General features: G+C 74.6%; 19 protein-coding genes. 13 read left to right on the forward strand and 6 right to left on the reverse strand.

Features of this window, described 5'->3' with window-relative positions; translation table 11 throughout:
• Positions 1–6 precede the first annotated feature (6 nt).
• The gene (locus EDJALFJO_RS17730) at positions 7–1,074 is read left to right on the forward strand and encodes a DUF3068 domain-containing protein (protein ID WP_088287645.1); all 1,068 of its coding nucleotides are present in this window, start codon (positions 7–9) and stop codon (positions 1,072–1,074) included.
• A gap of 42 nt (positions 1,075–1,116) precedes the next feature.
• Here the strand turns inward: EDJALFJO_RS17730 and EDJALFJO_RS17735 are convergent, their stop codons facing one another.
• Positions 1,117–1,944, reverse strand: a complete 828-nt coding sequence (locus tag EDJALFJO_RS17735) for a class I SAM-dependent methyltransferase (RefSeq protein ID WP_088287646.1) — start codon at positions 1,942–1,944, stop codon at positions 1,117–1,119.
• A 308-nt stretch (positions 1,945–2,252) separates the two neighbouring features.
• Here EDJALFJO_RS17735 and rpsA point away from each other — a divergent pair, with 308 nt between their 5' ends.
• The 7 genes from rpsA (at position 2,253) to EDJALFJO_RS17770 (ending at position 12,494) form a co-directional block, all read left to right on the forward strand.
• A complete protein-coding gene (gene rpsA / locus EDJALFJO_RS17740; protein ID WP_088287647.1) occupies positions 2,253–3,743 on the forward strand; it encodes a 30S ribosomal protein S1 in 1,491 nt (496 codons plus the stop codon).
• A 243-nt stretch (positions 3,744–3,986) separates the two neighbouring features.
• Positions 3,987–5,600, forward strand: a complete 1,614-nt coding sequence (locus EDJALFJO_RS17745; RefSeq protein ID WP_088287648.1) for a sugar transferase — start codon at positions 3,987–3,989, stop codon at positions 5,598–5,600.
• A gap of 42 nt (positions 5,601–5,642) precedes the next feature.
• The gene (coaE, locus tag EDJALFJO_RS17750; protein ID WP_088287649.1) at positions 5,643–6,809 is read left to right on the forward strand and encodes a dephospho-CoA kinase; all 1,167 of its coding nucleotides are present in this window, start codon (positions 5,643–5,645) and stop codon (positions 6,807–6,809) included.
• Between the two features lie 55 nt (positions 6,810–6,864).
• Positions 6,865–7,500, forward strand: a complete 636-nt coding sequence (locus tag EDJALFJO_RS17755; RefSeq protein WP_088287650.1) for a hypothetical protein — start codon at positions 6,865–6,867, stop codon at positions 7,498–7,500.
• Between the two features lie 31 nt (positions 7,501–7,531).
• On the forward strand, positions 7,532–9,634 hold the full coding sequence (gene uvrB / locus EDJALFJO_RS17760) for an excinuclease ABC subunit UvrB (protein ID WP_088287651.1): 2,103 nt from the start codon (positions 7,532–7,534) through the stop codon (positions 9,632–9,634).
• Positions 9,635–9,788: 154 nt separating this feature from the next.
• Positions 9,789–11,351, forward strand: a complete 1,563-nt coding sequence (locus tag EDJALFJO_RS17765; RefSeq protein WP_088287652.1) for a methyl-accepting chemotaxis protein — start codon at positions 9,789–9,791, stop codon at positions 11,349–11,351.
• Positions 11,352–11,507: 156 nt separating this feature from the next.
• The gene (locus EDJALFJO_RS17770) at positions 11,508–12,494 is read left to right on the forward strand and encodes a TerC/Alx family metal homeostasis membrane protein (RefSeq protein WP_088287653.1); all 987 of its coding nucleotides are present in this window, start codon (positions 11,508–11,510) and stop codon (positions 12,492–12,494) included.
• A gap of 18 nt (positions 12,495–12,512) precedes the next feature.
• Here EDJALFJO_RS17770 and EDJALFJO_RS17775 read toward each other — a convergent pair whose 3' ends face one another.
• Genes EDJALFJO_RS17775 through EDJALFJO_RS17785 form a run of 3 tightly spaced genes read right to left on the reverse strand, consistent with a single transcriptional unit; the run spans position 12,513 to position 14,877 of the window.
• Positions 12,513–13,010: a hypothetical protein gene (locus EDJALFJO_RS17775; RefSeq protein ID WP_088287654.1), complete on the reverse strand. Its 498-nt coding sequence runs from the start codon at positions 13,008–13,010 to the stop codon at positions 12,513–12,515.
• A 20-nt stretch (positions 13,011–13,030) separates the two neighbouring features.
• Positions 13,031–13,636 (reverse strand): RNA polymerase sigma factor, encoded by a 606-nt coding sequence (locus tag EDJALFJO_RS17780; protein WP_088287668.1) that lies wholly within the window; start codon positions 13,634–13,636, stop codon positions 13,031–13,033.
• 5 nt (positions 13,637–13,641) lie between these two features.
• Positions 13,642–14,877: a S8/S53 family peptidase gene (locus tag EDJALFJO_RS17785; protein ID WP_088287655.1), complete on the reverse strand. Its 1,236-nt coding sequence runs from the start codon at positions 14,875–14,877 to the stop codon at positions 13,642–13,644.
• A 178-nt stretch (positions 14,878–15,055) separates the two neighbouring features.
• Between EDJALFJO_RS17785 and EDJALFJO_RS17790 the strand changes: the two genes are divergently transcribed.
• Complete coding sequence (locus EDJALFJO_RS17790; RefSeq protein ID WP_088287656.1) at positions 15,056–17,809, forward strand: CHAT domain-containing tetratricopeptide repeat protein; 2,754 nt, start codon at positions 15,056–15,058, stop codon at positions 17,807–17,809.
• Positions 17,806–18,636: a hypothetical protein gene (locus EDJALFJO_RS17795; protein WP_088287657.1), complete on the forward strand. Its 831-nt coding sequence runs from the start codon at positions 17,806–17,808 to the stop codon at positions 18,634–18,636. Before EDJALFJO_RS17790 ends, EDJALFJO_RS17795 begins: the two co-directional genes overlap by 4 nt.
• Before the next feature lie 7 nt (positions 18,637–18,643).
• Here EDJALFJO_RS17795 and EDJALFJO_RS17800 read toward each other — a convergent pair whose 3' ends face one another.
• Positions 18,644–19,318, reverse strand: a complete 675-nt coding sequence (locus tag EDJALFJO_RS17800) for an MBL fold metallo-hydrolase (protein ID WP_088287658.1) — start codon at positions 19,316–19,318, stop codon at positions 18,644–18,646.
• A 66-nt stretch (positions 19,319–19,384) separates the two neighbouring features.
• On the opposite strand from EDJALFJO_RS17800, the gene EDJALFJO_RS17805 reads away from it, so the two are divergent.
• The 3 genes from EDJALFJO_RS17805 to EDJALFJO_RS17815 all read left to right on the forward strand — a co-directional run bounded on the left by EDJALFJO_RS17805 (position 19,385) and on the right by EDJALFJO_RS17815 (position 21,873).
• Positions 19,385–19,906 (forward strand): hypothetical protein, encoded by a 522-nt coding sequence (locus EDJALFJO_RS17805; protein WP_143448634.1) that lies wholly within the window; start codon positions 19,385–19,387, stop codon positions 19,904–19,906.
• A gap of 141 nt (positions 19,907–20,047) precedes the next feature.
• Positions 20,048–20,641, forward strand: a complete 594-nt coding sequence (locus EDJALFJO_RS17810; RefSeq protein ID WP_088287669.1) for a copper chaperone PCu(A)C — start codon at positions 20,048–20,050, stop codon at positions 20,639–20,641.
• A 2-nt stretch (positions 20,642–20,643) separates the two neighbouring features.
• Positions 20,644–21,873: a Dyp-type peroxidase gene (locus EDJALFJO_RS17815; protein WP_088287660.1), complete on the forward strand. Its 1,230-nt coding sequence runs from the start codon at positions 20,644–20,646 to the stop codon at positions 21,871–21,873.
• Positions 21,874–21,886: 13 nt separating this feature from the next.
• Here EDJALFJO_RS17815 and EDJALFJO_RS17820 read toward each other — a convergent pair whose 3' ends face one another.
• The gene (locus tag EDJALFJO_RS17820; RefSeq protein ID WP_158220470.1) at positions 21,887–22,630 is read right to left on the reverse strand and encodes a maleylpyruvate isomerase family mycothiol-dependent enzyme; all 744 of its coding nucleotides are present in this window, start codon (positions 22,628–22,630) and stop codon (positions 21,887–21,889) included.
• Positions 22,631–22,719: the final 89 nt, after the last annotated feature.

Consider the following 22,719-nt stretch of genomic DNA (forward strand, 5'->3'; position numbering starts at 1 on the left):
AGGAACATGCGTCGCGTCCTCGGATTCGTCCTCGTCGGTCTTGGCGTCGCGCTGCTCACGCTCGGGGTGGCGGTGAAGTACTGGGCCTACCCGCGCATCGCGCAGGTCGGAGCCGTCTACCCGACCCAGAAGGACGTCGACGCGAAGACGCAGCCGCCCGCGGGCACCGTCGTCTCGAGCGGCAGCGCCGAGGTGTTCATCGCCGTGGGGGACAACCCCGTCGGCCCGCAGGTCGTCGACGTCGTCTCGACCCGGACCGTGCAGGGCGACCCGAAGTCGGCCAAGGGCGGGCACGTCTACTGGGAGACCCGGGTCGACACGAGCGTCCCGGACAAGTCGGCCGACCCGATCAACCGGACGGTCGAGGGCCTCTGCTTCGACAACGTCACCGGTGAGCAGCAGTCCGACTGCTTCAAGAAGCCGTACTACCAGACCGGTGCCGACGCGACCTCCCGGACGAACCCCGACCGCAAGGGCGTGTACCTCAAGTTCCCGTTCCGGACCCGGCCGACCGCGTACCAGTTCTGGGACAGCGCGTCGGGCGCGGCCTACCAGGCCCGCTACGTCGCCACCGAGAAGATCCAGGGCCTCACGGTCTACAAGTTCGAGCAGAAGATCCCCGACGTGAGCCTGGGCCAGCAGCAGGTCCCCGGGGTCCTGTTCGGCGGCGCACCGGACAGCACGGCCGCCACGGCCGACATCCGCTACGCCAACGTCCGCACCCTCTGGGTCGAGCCCGAGACCGGCGCCATCATCAAGGGCCAGGAGCAGCAGGACCGCCGCCTCGTGGCGAACGGCGTCACCGTCCCGATGCTCGTCGGCACCCTCGCCTACAGCGAGCAGACGGTGAAGACGAACGTCGAGGTGCAGAGCGCGAACGCGTCCTCGCTCCACATGCTGCGGGTCACCCTGCCGGCGTGGGGCTCGGTCATCGGCTTCCTCATGGCGATCGGCGGGGTCGCGCTCGTCTTCCTCAGCGGCACCGGGCGGCGCCGCGCCGGGCGACCAGACGACGCGGGCCCGGACTCGGTCGACCTGCGGGGCGTCCCGGCCGCCGCGGACGACGTGCGCTGAGCCGCGCGGTCCTGCGCTGATCCCCGCGCGAGCGGGCCCTGCCTAGGGGCGGCGCGTCACGAGGATCGCGGTGCCCGGCAGGAGCCTGCCGCGCAGCGGGCTCCAACCGCCCCAGACCCGGTCGTGGCCGTCCGGCCACTCGGGCTCGACGAGGTCCTCGACGACGAGCCCGGCCGCGACGACGTCCCGGACCCGGTCGCCGAGCGTGCGGTGGTGCTCGGCGTACACGACCCGGCCGTCGTCGTCCTCCTCGACGTACGGCGTCCGGTCGAAGTAGGAGCGGCTCGCGGTGAGGCCGTGCTCCGACGGGTCGTCCGGGAAGGCCCAGCGGACGGGGTGCGTCAGGGAGAACACCCAGCGGCCGCCCGGCCGCAGGACCCTCGCGACGTCGGCCATGACCCGCTGCGGGTCGGCGACGAACGGGACGGCGCCGTAGGCGCTGAACGCGAGGTCGAACGAGGCGTCGGGGAAGGGCAGCACCCGGGCGTCGGCCTGGACGAGCCCGACCGACCCGGGGGACCCGAGCCGGCGGCCCTCGGCGAGCATGCCCATCGACAGGTCGAGGGCGACGACGTCGGCGCCCCGGGCCGCGACCCAGCGCGCGCACTGGGCCGCGCCGGAGCCGACCTCGAGCACGCGGCTCCCGGCGAGCGCGGCCGGGTCGCCGAGCAGGCGGGCGTCCTCCTCGCGCAGGCCCTCGGGGCACCACACGAAGTCGTCCGCGCCGAGGAAGTCGCCGTGCTCGTCGAGGTACTCCCGGCTCGCGCCGTCCCACCAGTGCCGGTTCGCGCGCACGGTCTCCTCGGCGCCGGCCGGCCGGTAGCCGGCGGCCGCCAGGCCGCGGGCGTCGACGTCGTCCACGACGCTCATCCTCGCGGGTCCGGGGGCGTCCCCGCGCCGCGTGGGCGCTTTGACCCGCCCTGCGCAGACCGGGTAGTGTGACGACGGCGCACGCTGGGTGCGCGGACATGTGTTTGCCTTGTTTCCGACTGGACGACCTGTCGCGAGTCGTGCTCCGGGGCCCCTTCGAGGACATCTTCCGAGGGGCACGGTGCCCGGGCTCCGGGACGCAGGCCACCCACCGACGCGGGGCCGCCTGGACCGCACGCGCGTGCCGTACGCCGCACGTCCCTTGTCCAGGCCACATCGACATCTGTCCGCATCGGAGTCCCCCCTTCATGACCGCGAGCACGACCGAGCAGCCGACCGTTCCCCAGGTCGCCGTCAACGACATCGGCAGCGCCGAGGACTTCCTCGCCGCGATCGACGAGACGATCAAGTACTTCAACGACGGCGACATCGTCGCCGGGACGATCGTCAAGGTCGACCGGGACGAGGTCCTGCTCGACATCGGCTACAAGACCGAGGGCGTGATCCCCTCCCGCGAGCTGTCGATCAAGCACGACGTCGACCCCGGCGAGGTCGTCAGCGTCGGCGACGAGATCGAGGCCCTCGTCCTCCAGAAGGAGGACAAGGAGGGTCGTCTCATCCTGTCCAAGAAGCGCGCGCAGTACGAGCGCGCGTGGGGCACGATCGAGAAGATCAAGGAGGAGGACGGCATCGTCACCGGCACGGTGATCGAGGTCGTCAAGGGTGGTCTCATCCTCGACATCGGCCTGCGGGGCTTCCTCCCCGCGTCGCTCGTCGAGATGCGTCGTGTCCGCGACCTGCAGCCCTACGTGGGCAAGCAGATCGAGGCGAAGATCATCGAGCTCGACAAGAACCGGAACAACGTCGTCCTGTCGCGCCGTGCGTGGCTCGAGCAGACGCAGTCCGAGGTCCGCCAGACGTTCCTGCAGACCCTCCAGAAGGGCCAGGTCCGCTCGGGCGTCGTCAGCTCGATCGTCAACTTCGGTGCGTTCGTCGACCTCGGCGGGGTGGACGGTCTCGTCCACGTCTCCGAGCTCTCGTGGAAGCACATCGACCACCCGGGCGAGGTCGTCGAGGTCGGCCAGGAGGTCACCGTCGAGGTCCTCGACGTCGACATGGACCGCGAGCGGGTCTCGCTGTCGCTCAAGGCGACGCAGGAGGACCCGTGGCAGCAGTTCGCCCGGACCCACGCGATCGGCCAGGTCGTCCCGGGCAAGGTCACCAAGCTCGTCCCGTTCGGTGCGTTCGTGCGCGTCGACGAGGGCATCGAGGGCCTGGTGCACATCTCCGAGCTCGCCGAGCGTCACGTCGAGATCCCGGAGCAGGTCGTCCAGGTCAACGACTCGATCTTCGTCAAGGTCATCGACATCGACCTCGAGCGTCGCCGGATCTCGCTGAGCCTCAAGCAGGCCAACGAGGGCAGCGCCGCCGCGGGCGAGGAGTTCGACCCGTCGCTCTACGGCATGGCCGCGGAGTACGACGAGGCGGGCAACTACAAGTACCCCGAGGGCTTCGACCCCGAGACGAACGACTGGCTCGAGGGCTACGAGAAGCAGCGTGAGGAGTGGGAGCGGCAGTACGCCGAGGCCCAGCAGCGCTGGGAGGCCCACCGCAAGCAGATCGTCGAGGCCCAGAAGGCCGAGACCGAGGCCCGTACCGAGGGCGGCGAGAGCGCCGGCACCGGTGGTGGCGCCTCGGCGGCCTCCTCGTACTCCTCGGCGACGCCCGAGGCCGAGGGCACGCTCGCCTCGGACGAGGCTCTCGCCGCGCTGCGCGAGAAGCTCACCGGCGGCTTCTGAGCCGCGTGAACGACCGCACCACCTGACCCGCCGCACCACCTGAACGGCACGACGAAGGCCCCGGGCCCCGGCCCGGGGCCTTCGTCGTTGGCCCGTCCGGGTGACGTCGTGCGAGCCCGCTTCGCCCGTCCGGCACCGAGGCCGACGACTGGGAGGACAGCAGGCCCGCGCGGCACGAACTGCCGCGGGGCCGCCAGCAGGGGCGCCGCCGGACGGCGCGCCGTCGAGAACCGAGGCGGGTGCGTGCAGGACGTCACGGACGGCGCCGCGGACGCCGGGCCCCGCGCCGCAGCGGGCACCACCGGTGGCGGCGCCCGGGTCCCGGCCCCGGCGCGCGGGTCGACGCTCACGGCGACCCTGGCCGCGCTCGCGGCGACCGAGGCCGACACGCAGGCGGTCGTCGAACGCTTCGGCATGCCGGGTACGGGGGCGCTCCTGGCCCGTCGGGACCGCGCCAAGCCGAACGAGGCCCGGCGGGTACGCCCGCGGTGGCGCAACCGGTACACCCGGCTCCTCGTCGTCTGCGACAGCGCGGCGGGCGTCGCCGCCATGGAGCTCGCGGCCCGGCTGGCCACCCCGCGGATCGACCCGCTGCTCGCCGCCCTCGCGGCGGCCGCGGTCGTCGCCGCCGTCACGCTGAACCGCTCGTACGAGCACCGCTACCTCGGCCACGGCACCGACGAGTTGCACCGGGTGTGGACGGCGTGCGTCTACCTCGTCGCGGCGACCTCGCTCGCCGCGTACGCGACTCAGACGCTCCAGGTCCGCCCGCTCGTCGTCGTCGGCATCCCGCTCGCCGCCGTGGGGCTGCTCGGCGTCCACGGCGTCGCCCGGCTGCTGCTCTACCGGATGCGCCGCCGCGGCCGCTGCGTCCAGAAGGTCGTCGCCATCGGCTCCGAGCGCTCGGTCGCCGAGATGGTCCGGACGACGCGCAGCGACCCGAACGCCGGCCTCGAGATCATCGGCGCCTGCGTCACCCGCAGCCTCGGGGAGCGGATCGAGGACGTGCCCGTCCTCGGCACCCCGGCCGACGTGCTCGCCGCGCTGCGCGCCGTCCGGGCCGACACGGTCATCCTCACCGCCTGGTCGGACGTCGCCCAGGACGACCTGCGCCGGCTCTCCTGGGACCTCGAGGGCAGCGGCGCCCAGCTCCTCGTTGCCCCCCGGCTCGCCGAGGTGTCCGCGCCGCGGATGCACATCCGCACGGTCCGCGGGCAGCCGCTGCTCAACGTCGAGGAGCCCGAGTTCACCGGCATCCGCCGGCTCGTCAAGAAGGGCCTGGACCTCGGGCTCACGCTGCCGGGCCTGTTCGTGCTCTCGCCGGTGCTGCTCGGCGTCGCCCTCGCCGTGAAGCTCACCTCCCCGGGCCCGGTCCTCTTCCGCCAGGAGCGCGTCGGCAAGCACACCGAGCCGTTCCGGATGACGAAGTTCCGCAGCATGTACGTCGACGCCGAGGAGCGGCTGGCCCAGCTCCAGCACCTCAACGAGCACGGCGGCGGACCGCTGTTCAAGATGAAGGACGACCCGCGGGTGACCCCGGTCGGCCGCTTCATCCGGCGGTTCTCCCTCGACGAGCTCCCGCAGCTGTTCGACGTGCTCCGCGGGGACATGTCCCTCGTCGGCCCCCGCCCGCCGCTGCCCCGCGAGGTGCAGATGTACGAGGAGGACGTGCGCCGCCGTCTCGTCGTCAAGCCAGGCATCACGGGGCTGTGGCAGGTGTCCGGCCGTTCGGACCTCTCGTGGGACGAGTCCGTCCGCCTCGACCTGCAGTACGTCGACGACTGGACGCTCTGGCTCGACCTGAAGATCATCGCCCAGACGCTCGCCGCCGTCCTCGCCCGCAAGGGCGCGTACTGACGGGTGCGCCGCCGCAGCGGCGCGGGCTGCGAGGATGCCCGGGTGCTGAAGGTCGGGCTGACAGGCGGTATCGGGGCAGGCAAGTCGACGGTCGCGCGGCGGCTCGTGGAGCGGGGGGCCGTCGTCGTCGACGCCGACCGGATCGCCCGCGAGGTCGTCGAACCGGGCACCGAGGGGCTCGCCGCGGTCGTCGAGGCGTTCGGCCCGCAGGTGCTCGGCGCGGACGGCCGGCTCGACCGGCCGGCGCTCGGCCGCATCGTCTTCGGCGACGAGGCGGCCCGGCTGCGGCTCAACGGCATCCTGCACCCGCGGATCGCGGTGCGGACGTACGAGCTCATGAGCGCCGCCCCGCCGGATGCCGTCGTCGTCCACGACGTGCCGCTGCTCGTCGAGAACCGGATGGGCGCCGCGTACCACCTGGTGCTCGTCGTCCACACCCCCGCGGACGAACGGGTGCGGCGGCTCGTCGAGGAGCGGAGGATGACCGCGGACGACGCCCGGGCCCGGGTCGCGGCCCAGGCGGACGACGACGCGCGCCGGGCCGCGGCCGACGTCTGGCTCGACAACTCCGGGGCCCCGGACGCCGTTCTCGCGGAGGTCGACCGGCTCTGGGAGACCCGGCTCGTGCCCTTCGAGGCGAACGTCAGGCTGCGCCGCCGGGCCCCGCGGCCCGACGTGGTCGAGATCGTGGACGCCGACCCGACGTGGCCGGCGCAGGCGCAGCGACTGCTCGCCCGGATCGGTGCCGCCCTCGGGGACCGCGCCCTGGGCCTGGACCACGTCGGCTCGACGGCGGTGCCCGGCCTCCCGGCGAAGGACTGCCTCGACCTGCAGGTCGTCGTCGCCGACCTGGCGGTCGCGGACGGCGCCCGTGCGGCCCTCGAGGACGCGGGCTTCGCCTTCCGGGCGGCCACCGAGGACGACCTGCACGGGGGCGGCACCCACCCGAAGCGGCTGCACGTCGCGTGCGACCCGGCACGGCAGGCCCACGTGCACGTCCGTGAGGCCGCGAGCCCCGCCGTCCACGAGCAGCTCGCCTTCCGGGACCTGCTCCTGGCCCGCGACGACGAGCGCGACGCGTACGCCGCCGTGAAGCGGGCCGCCGTCGCGGCCGCGTCCGGGACGGCGCCGGGCGAGGGGCAGTACGACGCCTACCTGGCGGCGAAGTCGGCCTGGGTGCGGGGCGCGCTCGGCCGTGCCCTGACCTGAGCCGCGGCCTGCGGCCCGGGTGCAACGCCGGCCCGCTGCGCGGCGTCCCGACGGTATGAGCCGCGCGGTCCGCAGCGTCCTGTCCGTCGTGCTGGCCCTCGCCGGTGCGGCCGTCCTGCTCGTCACCGGGTCGCTGCCGGCGAGCGCCTGCAGCTGCGCGGTCGGCCCGCCCGCCACGCAGGCCGAGGCGGACGCCCTGCTGGCCGGTGCGGACGCGGTCTTCGTCGGCAGCCTCGTCGCCCGCGGGGACACGGCGCCGGGCGCCGGCGGCGAGATCTCCTCGGGCGACCCCGCGTCCCTGACGTTCGCGGTGACGAGGGTCTTCAAGGGGGACGTCGCCGCCGTGCAGGCGGTGGGGACGGCGCGCAGCAGCTCGTCGTGCGGGCTGGAGGTGGCCGAGGGGACGCCGTACCTGCTCTTCGCCGAGCGCACCGGCGGTGCCCTGCGGACGTCGCTGTGCAGCGGCAGCACCCCGGACCTCGCGTACGCGACCTGGGCCGGCTCGCCGCCCGAGGGCGCCGTCGCCGCCGGGGGCGCACCGGCGGCGAGCCCCACCGTGGCCGCCGGCGCGGACCCCGTAGCCTCCGACCGGCCGTGGCTGCTCGCCGCGACCGCCGCGGCCGCAGCCGTGGCGCTCGCCGTGACGGGCGGCCTGGCCGTCGCGCGCCGTCGCAGGCGCCCCGTGGAATGAGCTTGTCGGTGCGGGCGCTTACGGTGGTGCCATGCGTCCCGTCACCGACCTCCAGCGCACCGTCGCCCCGATCCGGGTCGTCTCGGACTTCTCGCCGAGCGGCGACCAGCCCGCGGCCATCGCCGAGCTCGCCGAGCGGGTCGAGGCAGGGGAGAAGGACATCGTCCTGCTCGGTGCGACGGGTACCGGCAAGTCGGCGACGACGGCCTGGCTCATCGAGAAGGTGCAGCGTCCGACGCTCGTCCTCGCCCCGAACAAGACCCTCGCCGCCCAGCTCGCCAACGAGTTCCGCGAGCTGCTGCCGCACAACGCGGTCGAGTACTTCGTCTCGTACTACGACTACTACCAGCCCGAGGCGTACATCCCGCAGACGGACACCTACATCGAGAAGGACTCCTCGATCAACGAGGAGGTCGAGCGGCTCCGCCACTCCGCGACGAACTCGCTGCTGACCCGGCGGGACGTCGTCGTCGTCGCCTCGGTGTCGTGCATCTACGGCCTCGGCACCCCCCAGGAGTACGTCGACCGGATGGCCCGGCTCAAGGTCGGGGACACGATCGAGCGCGACGACCTGCTCCGCCGCTTCGTCGGGATGCAGTACACCCGCAACGACCTCGCGTTCACCCGCGGCACGTTCCGGGTCCGCGGCGACACCGTCGAGATCATCCCCGTGTACGAGGAGCTCGCGATCCGGATCGAGTTCTTCGGCGACGAGATCGACCGGATCTACACCCTGCACCCGCTCACGGGCGAGATCGTCCACGAGGAGCGGGAGATGTACGTCTTCCCGGCGACGCACTACGTCGCCGGCCCGGAGCGGATGGAGCGGGCCATCGCGGGCATCGAGCTCGAGCTCACCGACCGGCTCGCCGAGATGGAGCGCCAGGGCAAGCTGCTCGAGGCCCAGCGGCTGCGGATGAGGACGACCTACGACGTCGAGATGATGCGCCAGGTCGGCTCGTGCTCCGGCATCGAGAACTACTCGCGGCACATCGACGGCCGCGGCCCGGGGACGGCCCCGAACACCCTCCTCGACTACTTCCCCGAGGACTTCATGCTCGTCATCGACGAGTCGCACGTCACCGTGCCGCAGATCGGGGCGATGTACGAGGGGGACATGTCGCGCAAGCGGCAGCTCGTCGACCACGGCTTCCGGCTCCCGAGCGCGATGGACAACCGGCCGCTCAAGTGGGAGGAGTTCCTCGAGCGGATCGGGCAGACCGTCTACCTGTCGGCGACCCCGGGCGACTACGAGCTGGCCAAGGGCCGGGGCGTCGTCGAGCAGATCATCCGGCCCACCGGCCTCATCGACCCGCAGGTCGTCGTGAAGCCGACGAAGGGCCAGATCGACGACCTCCTCGGGGAGATCCGCGAGCGCGCCGCGAAGAACGAGCGCGTCCTCGTGACGACGCTGACGAAGAAGATGTCCGAGGACCTCACCGACTACCTCCTCGAGCAGGGCGTCCGGGTCCGGTACCTGCACTCCGAGGTCGACACCCTGCGCCGGGTCGAGCTGCTCCGCGAGCTGCGGCAGGGAGAGTTCGACGTGCTCGTCGGGATCAACCTGCTCCGCGAGGGTCTCGACCTGCCGGAGGTGTCGCTCGTGAGCATCCTCGACGCCGACAAGGAGGGCTTCCTGCGGTCCGCGAAGTCCCTCATCCAGACGATCGGCCGGGCCGCCCGCAACGTCTCCGGCGCCGTCCACATGTACGCCGACCGGATCACCCCGTCGATGGAGCAGGCGATCGGGGAGACGAACCGGCGCCGTGAGAAGCAGGTCGCCTACAACACCGCCCACGGCGTCGACCCGACCCCGTTGCGCAAGAAGATCGCCGACATCACCGATCTCATCGCCCGCGAGGAGGCCGACACCGAGGAGCTCATCGGTGGCGGCGGCCGGCAGCGCAGCCGGGGCAAGGCACCCGTGCCCGGGATGCGCAGCGGGGGGCGCGCCGCGACGGGTGCCGCGGCGAACCTGCCGGCGACCGACCTGGCCGACCTCATCCAGCAGCTCACCGACCAGATGCACTCGGCAGCCGCCGAGCTCCAGTTCGAGCTCGCCGCGCGGCTGCGCGACGAGGTCTCGGAGCTGAAGAAGGAGCTGCGCCAGATGCGGGCGGCCGGGGCGAGCTGAGCGACCGCTGCCCAGGCGTCGGTCCGCACGGGTGCGGGGCGGACGTGTGGTCCGCTGCCTACAGGTGGCCCTTCGAGGCGCCGATGTCCTCCCTGATCGGGCGCCCCGGCTCGCCGGGAGGCCCGCCGTCACGGAGAGGACGTCGGAGACACGCATGGCGCTGCAGCTCACTGTTCGGCAGAAGGTCACCGCGCTCGGGATCGCGGCCGTGCTCTCGACCGGGGCCGGTGTGGCGGGCGCGCTCTCGATCTCGGCCGCGTCGACGGACGCCCGGGCCCGGGTCGACACCCTCACGTCGGCCGGCAACCTGGTGCGCGAGCTCGACACCCGCGCGAGCGAGCTGAAGGTCGACGGGTACAAGTCGCTGCTCATGCCGAAGCCCGCCGAGGAGAAGGCCGAGCTCGCCGACGACACGGCCAAGGTGACGAAGAAGCTCGACGCCCTCGACGCGCTCCCGCTGGACGCCGCGGCCCGCAAGGCCGTGGCGCCGCTGCGCGCCGCGTTCGCGGGGTACGCGGACGGGATCGCGGCCGTCATCGACGGTGCCGTGGCGAACCAGGGCGCGCAGCAGGCGAAGTTCGAGGACATCCAGGCCGCCAACGACGTCACCGACGAGGCTGTCGGGAGCGCCATCGACGCGCTCGACGCCGAGACGGCCAAGGTCGAGGCCTCGGTCGACGCCTACGCGAAGCGGCTGCGGCTCGTCATCCTCGTCGTCGCCCTCCTCGCCGTGGCGGCGGTCGTCGGCGTCGCGGTCGCGGTCTCGACGTCGGTCTCCCGCGGCCTCGGCCGGCTCTCCGAGACGCTCGCCGCCGTGGCGGGCGGGGACCTCACCCGCCGGGCCCCAGACGACGGCGGCGACGAGCTGTCCCGGATCGGTGCCGCGGCGAACACCGCCTTCGCAGCGGTCGCCGCTGTCGTCGCACAGGTCGCCGAGGCCGGCGCGCGGCTGAGTCGCGAGGCCGACACCCTGCGCGACGTCGCCGCCCGGGCCAGTGCCTCTGCCGGCACCGCCGCCAACGAGGCGGACGTCGTCTCGTCGTCCGCCACGACCGTCTCGCAGAACGTCCAGGCCGTCGCGGCCGGGTCCAACCAGATGGACGCCTCGATCGCGGAGATCGCCCGCAACGCCCAGGAGGCCGTGAGCGTCGCGCAGGACGCGGCCGGGGCGGTCGCCGCGACGACCGACACGATGAACACGCTCATGGAGTCCAGCCGCGAGATCGGGGACGTCGTCCGGCTCATCACGACGATCGCCGAGCAGACGAACCTCCTCGCCCTCAACGCGACGATCGAGGCGGCCCGCGCCGGGGACGCGGGCAAGGGCTTCGCCGTCGTCGCGGACGAGGTCAAGCAGCTCGCGCAGGAGACCGCGCGGGCCACCGAGGACATCTCCCGCCGGGTCGAGGCGATCCAGTCGGACACCGGCCGCGCCGGCGAGGCGATCGGGGAGATCGCGAACGTCATCGCCCGGATCACCGAGTTCCAGGCGACGATCGCCAGCGCGGTCGAGGAGCAGACGGCGACGACGCAGGACATGAACCGCGGCGTCGGGATCGCGGCCGCCGGCTCCGGCGAGATCGCGGCGAGCATCGAGGGCGTCGCCCGGGCGGCGTCGTCCGCGGCGACGACGGTCGACGAGGCGCTCACGAGCGCCGAGGCGCTCGCCCGGGTCGGCAGCGACCTCCAGGGCGCGGTCAGCCGCTTCCGCTACTGACACCCCGCCACCGCGTCCGCGCCGGGTCGTCCACAGGGGCGGCCCGGCGCGAGCGCGTGATCCGGCCGCGCTGGTTACCATCGGAGGGTCTGTTCGCCCGCCGTCGGCGACCCGCCGGCACCCGGTGGGGCCCGCCACGGCCTGCCCGGAGGTGTCGTGACGCTCCCCGCCTGGTTCGAGGTCGCGACGTTCGTCGTCCTCGGACTGCTGCTGCTCGTGGACCTCGCGGTCGTCGCCCGACGGCCCCACGCGCCCTCGATGCGCGAGGCGTCGCTCTGGGTGGCGTTCTACGTGAGCCTGGCGCTGGCCTTCGCCCTCGTGCTCCTCGCGGTCGCCGGCCCGCGGCCCGCGGGTGAGTTCGTCGCGGGGTGGCTCACCGAGTACAGCCTGAGCGTCGACAACCTCTTCGTCTTCGTCGTCATCATGAGCCGGTTCGCGGTACCCCGCGCCAACCAGCAGTTCGTGCTCATGATGGGGATCATCCTGTCGCTCGTGCTCCGCGGCGGGTTCATCCTCGTCGGGGCGGCCGCGATCGAGCGCTTCTCGTGGGTCTTCTACTTCTTCGGGGCGTTCCTCATCTACACCGCCGTGCAGCTCGCCCGGCAGGGGGAGTCCGACGAGGAGGACTTCAAGGAGAACGCCCTCGTGCGCAGCGCGCGCCGGGTGCTCCCGCTGACGAAGGACTTCGTCGGGTCGCGCCTGACGACCCGCGACGCCGGGCGGTTCATGCTCACCCCGATGGTCATCGTGTTCCTCGCGATCGGCTCGACCGACCTGCTCTTCGCGCTGGACTCGATCCCGGCGATCTTCGGGCTCACGAAGGACCCGTTCATCGTCTTCACCGCGACGCTCTTCGCCCTCATGGGCCTGCGCCAGCTCTACTTCCTGCTCGGCGGCCTGCTCGACCGGCTCATCTACCTGTCCCTCGGCCTGTCGCTCATCCTCGGCTTCATCGGGGTCAAGCTCGTCCTCGAGGCGCTCCACGAGAACGAGCTGCCGTTCCTCAACGGCGGCGAGAAGCTCGAGTCGGTCCCGACGATCTCGATCCTGTGGAGCCTGTCGTTCATCGTCGGCGTCCTCGCCGTCACGACCGTCGCGAGCCTGCTCGTGTCGAACCGGACGAAGGACTCTGCCGGCGCCTGATCCCGGGTGCGGCCCGGGTCAGAGGCTGATCCAGTCGGTGACGACGCTCGCCCCGGAGCCGAGGTGGCAGGTGAGGCGGAACCGGGTCGTCGGCACCGGCCGCAGAGTGAACCAGCCGACCTCGTCGACGGGGACGTCGACGCGGCTGGAGTCGGGGGACAGCACCTCGACGGTCGCCGACTGCGGCGGCACGAGCTGACCGAGGACGCCGTCGTCGGTCACCTCGAGCTCGATCGACAGGTCGTCCGCCGCGAACGTCAGCGAGCGCAGCGCCGCCTGCTCCGACCGGACGCCGACGAGCAGGCTGCTCTCCTCGCCCTGGAGAGCGGCGTCGTCGGCGAACGAGTCGTAGGTGAGGTGCGCCTGCGTCAGGGCGGTCAGCTCGGCGTCGATGGAGCGCCAGGTGAAGATCGCCTTCCCGGCGTCGACGAGCGCGCCGGGTACCTCGCGCTCGGCACGCAGCGCCTCGCCGAGCTCGGAGAGGAGCTCGTCGTCGGTCCACTGGTCGTCGTACATGTCATTCCCCTGGGTCGAGGTCAACGGTGGGCGGGCCGTGCGGGGCTCTCGAGGAGCGGTGCGACCGCGGGATGGTTGCGGATCTTCTCGAGGCAGCGCTGGCGGGTCGGGCCGATGCTGCCGATGGGCATGTCGAGCTGTCGCCCGATCTCCGCGTAGGCCAGCGGCGGGTCGTGGATGAGCAGGACGACGAGCTGCTGGTGCTGCGGCGGCAGGTCGGCGAGCGCCTCGAGCAGGGCCGCGTGCCGCTCGGCCTGCACGATCATGTCGTCGAGCTGCTCCGTGAGGTCGATCGTCGCCCCGTCGACCTCGCCCACCAGCTCCGCCCGCTGCCGGCCGCCCTTGCCGGTCAGCAGGTGCAGGCACTCCCGCCGTGTCGTCGTCGCGATCCACCCGGGCAGCGCCGCCGGCTCCCGGATCGACCCCAGGTGCTCCAGGAGCGACAGCCAGACCCCCTGCGCGACGTCGAGGGTGTCTGCCTCGTCGAGCCGGTGCCGGCGGCACACGGACGTGACGAGCGGCGCGTAGCGGGCGACGAGGGCTCCCCAGGCCCGGTCGTCGCCCTGCAGGGCACGGGCGACGAGGTCCGCGACGAGGTGCGACCCTCCCTGCGCTGCCGTGGCCACCGTCGTCACCCCGCGTCCGGTGCGGAGTACACCGACAGGACGTCGTCCGGGGCCCCCGCGGCGATCCGGGCGAGCGCCCCCCGCGCACCGCCCTCGCCGCCGGCGAGCGCGGCGAGCCGGCCCGCCGCCACGGCGGACGCCATGCTGCTCCCCGACCAGCGGGCCACCCCGTCGAACTGCTCGACGGTGCCCCCGAGGGAGACCTTGCCGTCGAGGAAGGTGCTCACGACGTCCGTCCCGTCCGTGAGGACGTTGACCCACGGGGTGCGCGGGGTGAAGGGCGCCGGCTCGTGGCCGCTGCCGTGCCGGATCCGGCCGCCGACCGCGACGACCCCGTCGAGGGCCGCGGGCCACAGCGGCGCGATCCTCGTCGGGACCTCCTTGGGACCCTGGCGGCCGTGGTTACCGCCCGCCGCGAGGAGCACGACGTCGTCGCGGACCATTTCGACGGCGGCGGCGAGCACCAGCGGCGGGCGGTTGTCCTCGGTGAAGCAGCCGAGCGACATGTTGACGATGTGCACCGGGGTCTCGGCCTGCGTCACGAGGTCGAAGAGCGCGAGCGCGACCTCCCAGGCCGTCGCCGTGGCGTCGCGGCCGGCGAGCACCCCGCGCACGAGGAGGTCGGCGTCAGCGGCCTGCTGGTGGACGAGCCCGGCGGTGAAGGTGCCGTGGCCCTGGACGAGGGCGGCGGTCTCGGTGACGTCGAGCCGGCTGCTGCCCGGCAGGAGCCGGTCGCCGTAGCTGATGTCATGACGGACCGGGGTGTCGAGCAGGCCGACCGTCACGCCGGCACCGCCGGCGCGGGGCACGGGCAGGTCGGACGCCGGGACGTCACCGGTCGGCGGGCCGTCGCCGCGGATGACCTTGATCGGGGCGCCCTCGCCCCCGACCATGACCCGGTTCTTGCCCAGCCGCGGGAACCAGCCGTCCCAGCGGTCCGCGAAGGTGAGCCGGACGCCCGCGAGCACCTGCTCCAGCGGGGACTCGGCGCGCAGCGGGATGCGGGAGCCGGGCAGGACGAGCGAGCGGCGCAGGGTCCGCGCGAACCGGGCGGCCACCTCGTCGACGTCGTGCAGCAGGAGGCGGGTCAGGCCGATCCCCTCGTGGCTCTCGAGCTCGAGGACGTCGGCGGACCCGAGCAGCCGCAGGACCCGCTCAACGTGCGGGGTCGCGACGACGAACTCGTTGGGGGAGAAGTCGGTGAACGACGGTGCCTCGTCGTCTCTGCCCGGGGAGGTCATGGCCTGGATCGCCTTCCGCTGTGGGTCGGGTCAACTCACGGAGGACGATCGGACGCACCTGATACATGTGTTCCGGACGTGACCTGGTACACACGTGTGCTGTGACGCCTCCGGCCTGGCTCCGCGGCCCGGCAACTCTATTGCGGGCAGGGGCGCGAGCGCACCAGTGTGTCCTGGTGTGACGGGTCTGTCCGGGGTCGACGAGCTCGCCGACGCGCACCGGCTCGTCGAGAGCGACCCCGCACAGGCGCTGGCGCGGGCACTGGAGGTCGTGCGGAGCGCCCGTGCCGGGCGGCAGCCGGCCCTGAGGTCCCGAGCCGAGCGCGTCGCAGGGCTCGCGAGCTTCCATCTGGGGCGGGTCGACGAGGCGGCCGGCCACCTCCGGGCGGCCGTCGGTGCGGCCGTCGCCGCTGCCGACCACGGGCTGGAAGGTCTGGCCCGGATGTCGCTGGCGGGAGCGCTCAGCTTCCAGGGCCGTACGGCCGCGGCGTTGCGCGAGATGGACCGCGCCCTCACCCATCTGACGGGGGCCGACAGGCTCACCGCCCTGGGGCAGCACGCGATGATCCTGTGGAACTGCGGGCGTTTCGACGAGGCGCTGGACGGCTACGGCACGGTGCTGCGCGAGATGCGCGACGCGGGCGACCTCGCAGGCGTCCACACCGTCCTCCTGAACCGAGGGGCGTGCCTGCTGGACCGGCTCGACCTGCAGGCTGCGGAGCAGGACCTCGTCGAGGCGGTCGGTGTCGCGGCCGGCATCGGCGACGAGCTGTCGGCCGCCTACGCGCGCGCCAACCTCGGCTACCTCTACGCCCTGAGCGGTGACGTCCCCCGGGCCCTGGAGGTCCTCGGGGCCGCGGAGCAGCGGCTGCGCGCCGCGTCGTCCCACGTCGGTGAGCTGCTCTCGATGCGGGCGGACGCGCTGCTCGCCGTCCGGCTCCTGCGCGAGGCACGGGAGGTGGGCCTCGAGGCGCTCGAGGCCCTGACCCAGGAGGGCAACCGCTCGTCGGCCGCCCTCACCCGGCTCACCGTCGCCCAGGTCGCGGCCATCGACGGCCGGACCCGGCCGGGCGCGCTCGCCGAGGCCGCGACGCACGCCCGGCGGGCCGGCCGGGAGTTCCGCCGCCTCGGCCGCGCCGACCAGGTCACCCTGGCCCGGCTCGTCGAGCTCCAGGCGCTCGCGAAGGACCCGGCGACCGCCGGCCGCGTCCGCCTCCGGGACGTCACCCGCGTCGTCGAGGTGGCCCGGGCCGCGGGCTGGTGGGGGCCGCTGCTCGACGCCCACCTGCTCGCGCACGACGTCGCGGCGGCGCAGCGGCACCGGTCCGGGCCCGACCACCTGCGGGCGGCGAGCCTGCTGCGGCACGGCCGGCGCCCGGCGGACCTGCGGGCCCGCGCCTGGTACGCGGAGGCGCTCCTGCGGCGGACGGCGGGCAACCCGGCGGGCGCCGAGCGGGCGGCCCTGCGCGGCCTGGAGGTGCTCGACGAGTTCCGTGCCGTCCTGCCCGCGACCGACCTGCGGGCGCACGCGGCCGCGCACCGCGGGGACCTGTGCGACCTCGGCGTCCAGATGGCCCTCGACAGCGCGGATGCCCGGCGGGTGCTGCGCTGGGCCGAGCGCAGCCGTGCGACGCACGTCCTCACCCGGCCGGTCACACCGCCGCGCGACCCCGTCCTCGCCGAGCGGATGGCGACGCTGCGCCGGGCGGTCATGGACCTCTACGACGCCCGCAACGAGGGTGCGGCCTCGGTCCGCGGCGAGCGCCTGCGCACCCGGGTGACCCGGCTCGAGCGGGAGATCCGCGACCTCGCCCGCCGGTCCGGCGGGCCGGGGACGGAGCCGGCCGCCCGGCTGCGGGAGAGCCTCGTGCGCCCGGCCGCCCCGGCCGACCTCGCGTCCGCCCTCGGCGATCGCGCGCTCGTGGAGTACGTCGTCCATGACGGCGCCCTGCACGCCGTCACGCTCGTCGACCGGCGCTGCCGGCTGCACCACCTCGGGGACGTCGCCCGCGTCGCGGGGCTCGTCGAACGGGTCCCGTTCGCGGTGCAGCGGATGATCCGGGCCGCGCGCAGCCCGGGCGGGGCCGCCGCGGCCCAGACGCTGCTCGCGGACGCCGGGCGGCGGCTCGACGCGCTGCTCCTCGAGCCGCTGCGGGAGACCGCGGGCCGTGACCTCGTCGTCGTCCCCACCGGCGTCCTCCAGGCGACCGCGTGGTCGGTGCTGCCGTCGTGCCAGGGCCGGCCCGTGACGGTCGCCCCGTCGGCGACGGTGTGGCTCGCGGCGAGCGGGCGGCCCACCGCCCACGGGCCGGCCGTCGTCGCCGCCGGCCCCCGGCTCGCGAACGCGGCCCAGGAGGCGCGCGCCGTCGCGGACCTCTACGGCGTCGAGCCCGTCGTCGACCCGGACGCCACGGTCTCCGCCGTCTCCGCGGCGCTGCCCGGCGCCTCGGTCGCGCACCTGGCCACCCACGGCCGGCTGTCGGCGGACAACCCGCTCTTCTCGCACCTGCTGCTCTCCGACGGGCCGCTCGTCGTCTACGACCTCGAACGGCTCGAGTCGCTGCCGCACACCGTCGTCCTCGCCGCGTGCGACAGCGGACGGCACGTCGCCCCGGCGGGGGACGAGCTGCTCGGGCTCGGGGCGGCGTTCCTCGCGGGCGGGACGGCGCAGGTCGTCGCGTCGGTCGTCCCGGTGCCGGACGCCGAGACCGCGACGCTCATGGGCGCCCTGCACGAGGGGCTGGTCGCGGGCCTCCCGCCGGCCGTCGCGCTGGCCCGCGCGCAGGCCTGGCTCGCCGGCGCCGGGCCGGTCGCCGCGGCGACGGCCGCCGGGTTCGTCTGCGTCGGCGCCGGCTACGTGCCCGTGCCCGCGCGGCCGGCATCCGGGCGCACGACGAGCACCGCGGGCGCGGCGGGCGGCGCGCACCCGTGAGCCAGGGGACCGGGTGGGCGGTCGCCCTCGCGGTCGCGGCAGCGGTGGGCTACGGCCTGGCATCGGTGCTCCAGGCCGTCGGGATGCGGGGCGCCGACGCGACCGTGACGGGCATGCGGCGGCCCGCGTACCTCGCCGGGGCGGTGCTCGACGTGGCGGCCTGGGGGACGTCCCTCGTGGCGCTGCGCACGTTGCCGGTCTTCGAGGTCCAGTCCGTCCTCGCGGGCTCGCTCGTCGTGACCGCCCTGGCGGCGAGGGTCCTCCTCGGAGCGCTGCTGCGGCGGCGGGACGTCGTCGCGATCGCGGCGGCCGTGCTCTGCCTCGCCGCCGTCGCGTGGTCGGCGTCCGCCCAGGAGGCGGCAGCCCTGGGGCCGGTCACCCGGTGGGCGCTCGCCGCCGCCGCGGTGCCGGTCGTCGTGCTGGGGGTGCGGGCCACCCGGCCCGGCACCTCGGCGGTCGCGGCCGGTCTGGCCTTCGGCGGGACGGCGCTGTGCTCGCGCGCCGCAACGCTGCCCGCCGCGCCGTGGCAGCACCTCGGGGCCACGGCCGGCGCCCTCGCCACCGACCCCCTCGTCTGGGCGCTGGTGGTCTACGGCGCAGGTGGGGTGGTCTTCTACGCCCAGGCCCTGCAGCACGGGTCGGTGGGTCCGGTCACCGCGCTGCTGTGGATCACCGAGGTCGTCGTCCCGGCCCTGGTCGGCGTCGCGATCCTCGGGGACCGCGTCCGGCCGGGGTGGACCGTCCCGGCCGCCGTCGCCGTCGTCGGCGTCCTGGCCGCCGCCGTCACGCTCGCGGGCTCGGCCGCCGCGCACCCGCGGCAGTCGTGACTCCGCCTCACCAGCCGCGTTCGCGCCACTCGGCGAGAGCGGGGCGCTCGGCGCCGATCGTCGTGTCGCCGCCGTGGCCCGGGTAGACCCAGGTCTCGTCGGGGAGCGTCCCGAACAGGCGCGTCTCGACGTCGTCGATGAGCTGCGTGAACCGGGCGGCGTCCTTCTGGGTGTTGCCGACGCCGCCGGGGAAGAGGCTGTCGCCGGTGAAGACGTGCGTGCTGCCGTCCGACGAGCGCAGCACGAGGGCGACCGAGCCGGGGGTGTGCCCGCGCAGGTGGACGACGCCCAGCGACACCGCGCCGAACGTCACCGTGTCGCCGTGGTCGAGCCGGTCGTCGGGCGTGACCGGCAGCGCGTCCGCGTCGTCGCGGCCGGCCGCCGTCCGCGCACCGGTCGCGGCGACGACCGCGGCCAGCGCCCGGTGGTGGTCCCAATGCTGGTGGGTCGTCACGACGAGGCGAAGGCCCGTGCCGCCGTCGGCGGCGCCCTCCTCGACGAGCGCAGCGAGCCGCGGCGCGTCGTCCGCGGCGTCGACGAGCAGCTGCTCGCCCGTGGCCCGGCACGTGAGCAGGTAGCAGTTGTTGTTCATCGCCGACACGCTCGCCTTGCGGACGACGACGTCGGGCAGCACCCGGACGTCGCTCGGGCCGCCGGAGGTGACCTCACCGGTGTACGTCATGGCACAAGGATGACGTCACCGTAAGGTCCGGGTCATCAGGGGGTGGGCCCCGGTAGCGTGACCGCTGTGCCGGGGCAGACGGGCGTGCAGGTGGCGGGGCGGAGCGCCGCCTTCGGCGTGCTCGCGACCTGCCTGGCGCTGCTCGCCCACGCGGCCGCCGGTGGCGCCGTGCCCGGGCCGGGCGCGTTCGCCCTCGCGGCCCTGCTGAGCGCCACCGCCGGTGCCTGGCTCGCGGTGCGCGCACCGTCGCTGCTCCGCGCGGCCGCGGGCCTCGCCGTCGTCCAGGTCCTCACGCACGTCCTCTTCATGGGCGCTGCCCCGATGGGGCACACCGGCGGGACGTCGATGACCGCCGCGCACGCCGTCGCGGTGGCGGCGACGGCCTGGCTGCTCACCCGTGGCGAGCGCGCGGTCGAGGCGGTGCTCGCACGGCTGCGGGCCGACCTGCCGGGTGCCCCGCGGACGTGCGTCCCGGCGGCGTCGCTCCGACCGGCGCCCGACGCGCACCACCGCCCCGCCTACGGGCGGGTCGTCGTCCGCCACCTGCTGCGCCGGGGACCTCCCGGGAGCCTGCCGGCCGTCGCCTGACGGCCCCGCCGGACGCCGCGCCCGCCTTCCGGGCCGCCGTCCGGAGCACCTGCGCACCTGCCGACGGCTGGTGCGCCCGCTCCCAGTTCCCGCGCGACCGGCCGGTCCGGCGCGCCCAGCGAAGAGGTCTCCGCAGTGCACATGTCTCTCCTCGGCCGGTCCGGCGCCGCCCGGTCCGCCGCCGGCGCCGTCGTCCTGACGGCCGCCGCCCTCGTCCTCGCCGCGTGCGGCTCCACCGCGTCGGGCACCGACGCCGCGGTGTCGCCGTCCGCGTCCCCGACCGCCGCGTCGACCACCAGCGCGGCAGCCATGACGCCCGTCACCGTGTCCGACACCTGGGTCAAGTCCGCGGACAGCGGCATGACCGCGATGTTCGGCATGATCAAGAACACCGGCAGCGCGGACGTCACCGTCGTCTCCGCGACGTCGGACGCCGCCGACATGCTCGAGCTCCACGAGGTCGTCATGGTCGACGGGGCGATGAAGATGCAGCCCAAGAAGGGCGGCTTCACCATCCCCGCCGGCGGCACCCACGAGCTGAAGCCCGGTGGCGACCACGTGATGTTCATGGGGCTGAAGAACCCGGTCAGGGCCGGTGACCCGGTGACCGTCGTCCTCACCCTCTCCGACGGGTCCACGGTCACCGTCAACTCGGTCGGCAAGGACTTCACCGGCGCCAACGAGAGCTACCAGCCCACGCCGGGCATGTCCGGCTCGGCGTCGAGCGGGATGTAGGGATGAGCGGACCGAGTCGCCGGCAGCTGCTCACCACCGCGGGGGTGGCTGCCGGCGGCGCGGCCGCGACGGGCCTCGGGCTCGTCGCGGTCCGCGCCGCACGCACCGACGGGGCCGCCCCGGCGGCCGTCACGACCCCCGCCGCCGGGGGCACGGCGGCCGTGGACGCCGCCCGGGCGCTGCGCGTCGAGCCGTTCCACGGCGCGCACCAGAACGGCGTCGCCACCCCGGCCCCCGAGCACGCCACCTTCGTCGCGCTCGACCTGCGCCGGGACACCGGCCGCACGGAGGTCGCCCGGCTCATGCGGCTGCTCTCGGACGACGCCGCGTACCTCACCCAGGGCCGCGCGGCGCTCGCCGACACCGAGCCGTGGCTCGCGGCCCGGCCCGCGGGGCTCACCGTGACGTTCGGCTGGGGGCCGCGGCTGTTCGACCTCGCGGGGCTCGCGGCGCAGCGCCCGGCCGCGTTGGCCGACCTGCCGGCGTTCCGCGGCGAGAAGCTCGAGGACCGCTGGTCGGGCGGGGACCTGCTGCTCCAGGTGTGCGCCGACGAGCCCACGACGGTGAGCCACGCCGTCCGGATGCTCACCAAGGACGCCCGCCGCTTCGCGACCGTGCGATGGGTGCAGAACGGGTTCAAGACCCCGGCCGCCGCCGGGACGCCCCGCAACCTTCTCGGCCAGGTCGACGGCACGGTCAACCCCAAGGACGCCGCGCTCGACGCGGCGGTCTGGCACGACGGGGCACCGGACTGGTTCGCCGGCGGCACCGTCCTCGTGCTCCGGAGGATCTCCCTGACCCTCGAGACGTGGGACGCCTTCGACCCGGCGGGCAAGGAGCTCGTCCTCGGCCGCCGGCTCGACACCGGCGCCCCGCTGACCGGCACCGTCGAGACCGACCTCGCCGACCTCGACGCCGTCGACGAGCAGGGTTTCCCGGTCATCGACGAGACGGCGCACATCCGGCTCGCGAAGGCCCGGACCCCGGCCGAGGTCATGCTCCGCCGCGGGTTCAACTACGACGCCGGCCCGGCCGCCGACGGCAGCGCGGACGTGGGCCTGCTCTTCGCGGCCTACCAGCGCGACCCGCGGACGGCGTTCGTGCCCGTGCAGCGCCGGCTCGCCGCGACGGACGCGATGAACCGCTGGGTCAGCCACGTCGGGTCGGCGGTCTTCGCGCTGCCGCCGGGCTGCGCCGAAGGAGGTTTCGTCGGGGACGGGCTGCTGGGGTGAGTGACCCTGGTCGTCAGGCGAAGGGGGGCAGTGCCGGAAGGGAGCCGGACGACGTCACGCCGCTGCCGTCGCCGCGCCCGGTGAGCCAGGTGGCGAGCGCGGCGGCGGTGCCGGACACCGCCGCCGCGTCCTGCGGCGCACCGATCTCCCACGTCGCCCCGAGGTCCGTGGCGGTGACGGCGAGCGGCGGGACGTCGGCCCGGCCGGCGAACGTCGCGCACGTCTCGGTGAGCAGCCGGGCCACGAGGGCGGGCTCCGCCGCGGCGAGGACGTCGGCGGGGGAGCGCCGCCCGGCGTCGGCGGGGTGCAGGTCCGCCTGGTGCAGGACGACCTCGCGCCAGCGGAAGAACGCGATGACGCCGGCCGGCTGGAACCAGCCGGCCGGGGAGGTGAACTCGACGTCGTGCCGCTGCCGCGGCAGGGCGGCCCACGCGCGGGTGAACCGCTCGGCGGAGTCGAGGAGCGCCGCCGTCTGCCGGTCCGGGGCGTCGGTCGCGGCGGCCTCGATGGCGGCGTCCCGCTCGGCCCGGCCGGGGTACATGCTCACGACCTCGCCGCGCGCGGCCGCGCCGAGCACTCCCACGAAGGCCTCGGCGTTGAGCCGCACGTGCGCGAGCACGTGGCCACGGCTCCACCCCGGCAGCGCCGACGGCGCGGCGAGGTCGGCGGCCGTCAGGGTCGCGGCCTCGGCGGCGAGGGCCAGGGTCTGCTCCGCGAGGGCGGCCCGGACGAGGTCTGGCGAGGGTGTGGTGTCCACCGCGCGACCGTATGCCCGGAACAGCCCGGCGCGCGACGGGGTTGACCTGTCGGGGCGCCGGACGCGGCGGCGTGTCGTGCTGCGTGTCG

Origin of the sequence: Kineosporia sp. A_224, from assembly GCF_002198655.1 — a bacterium.
Classification (GTDB): domain Bacteria; phylum Actinomycetota; class Actinomycetes; order Actinomycetales; family Kineosporiaceae; genus R-H-3.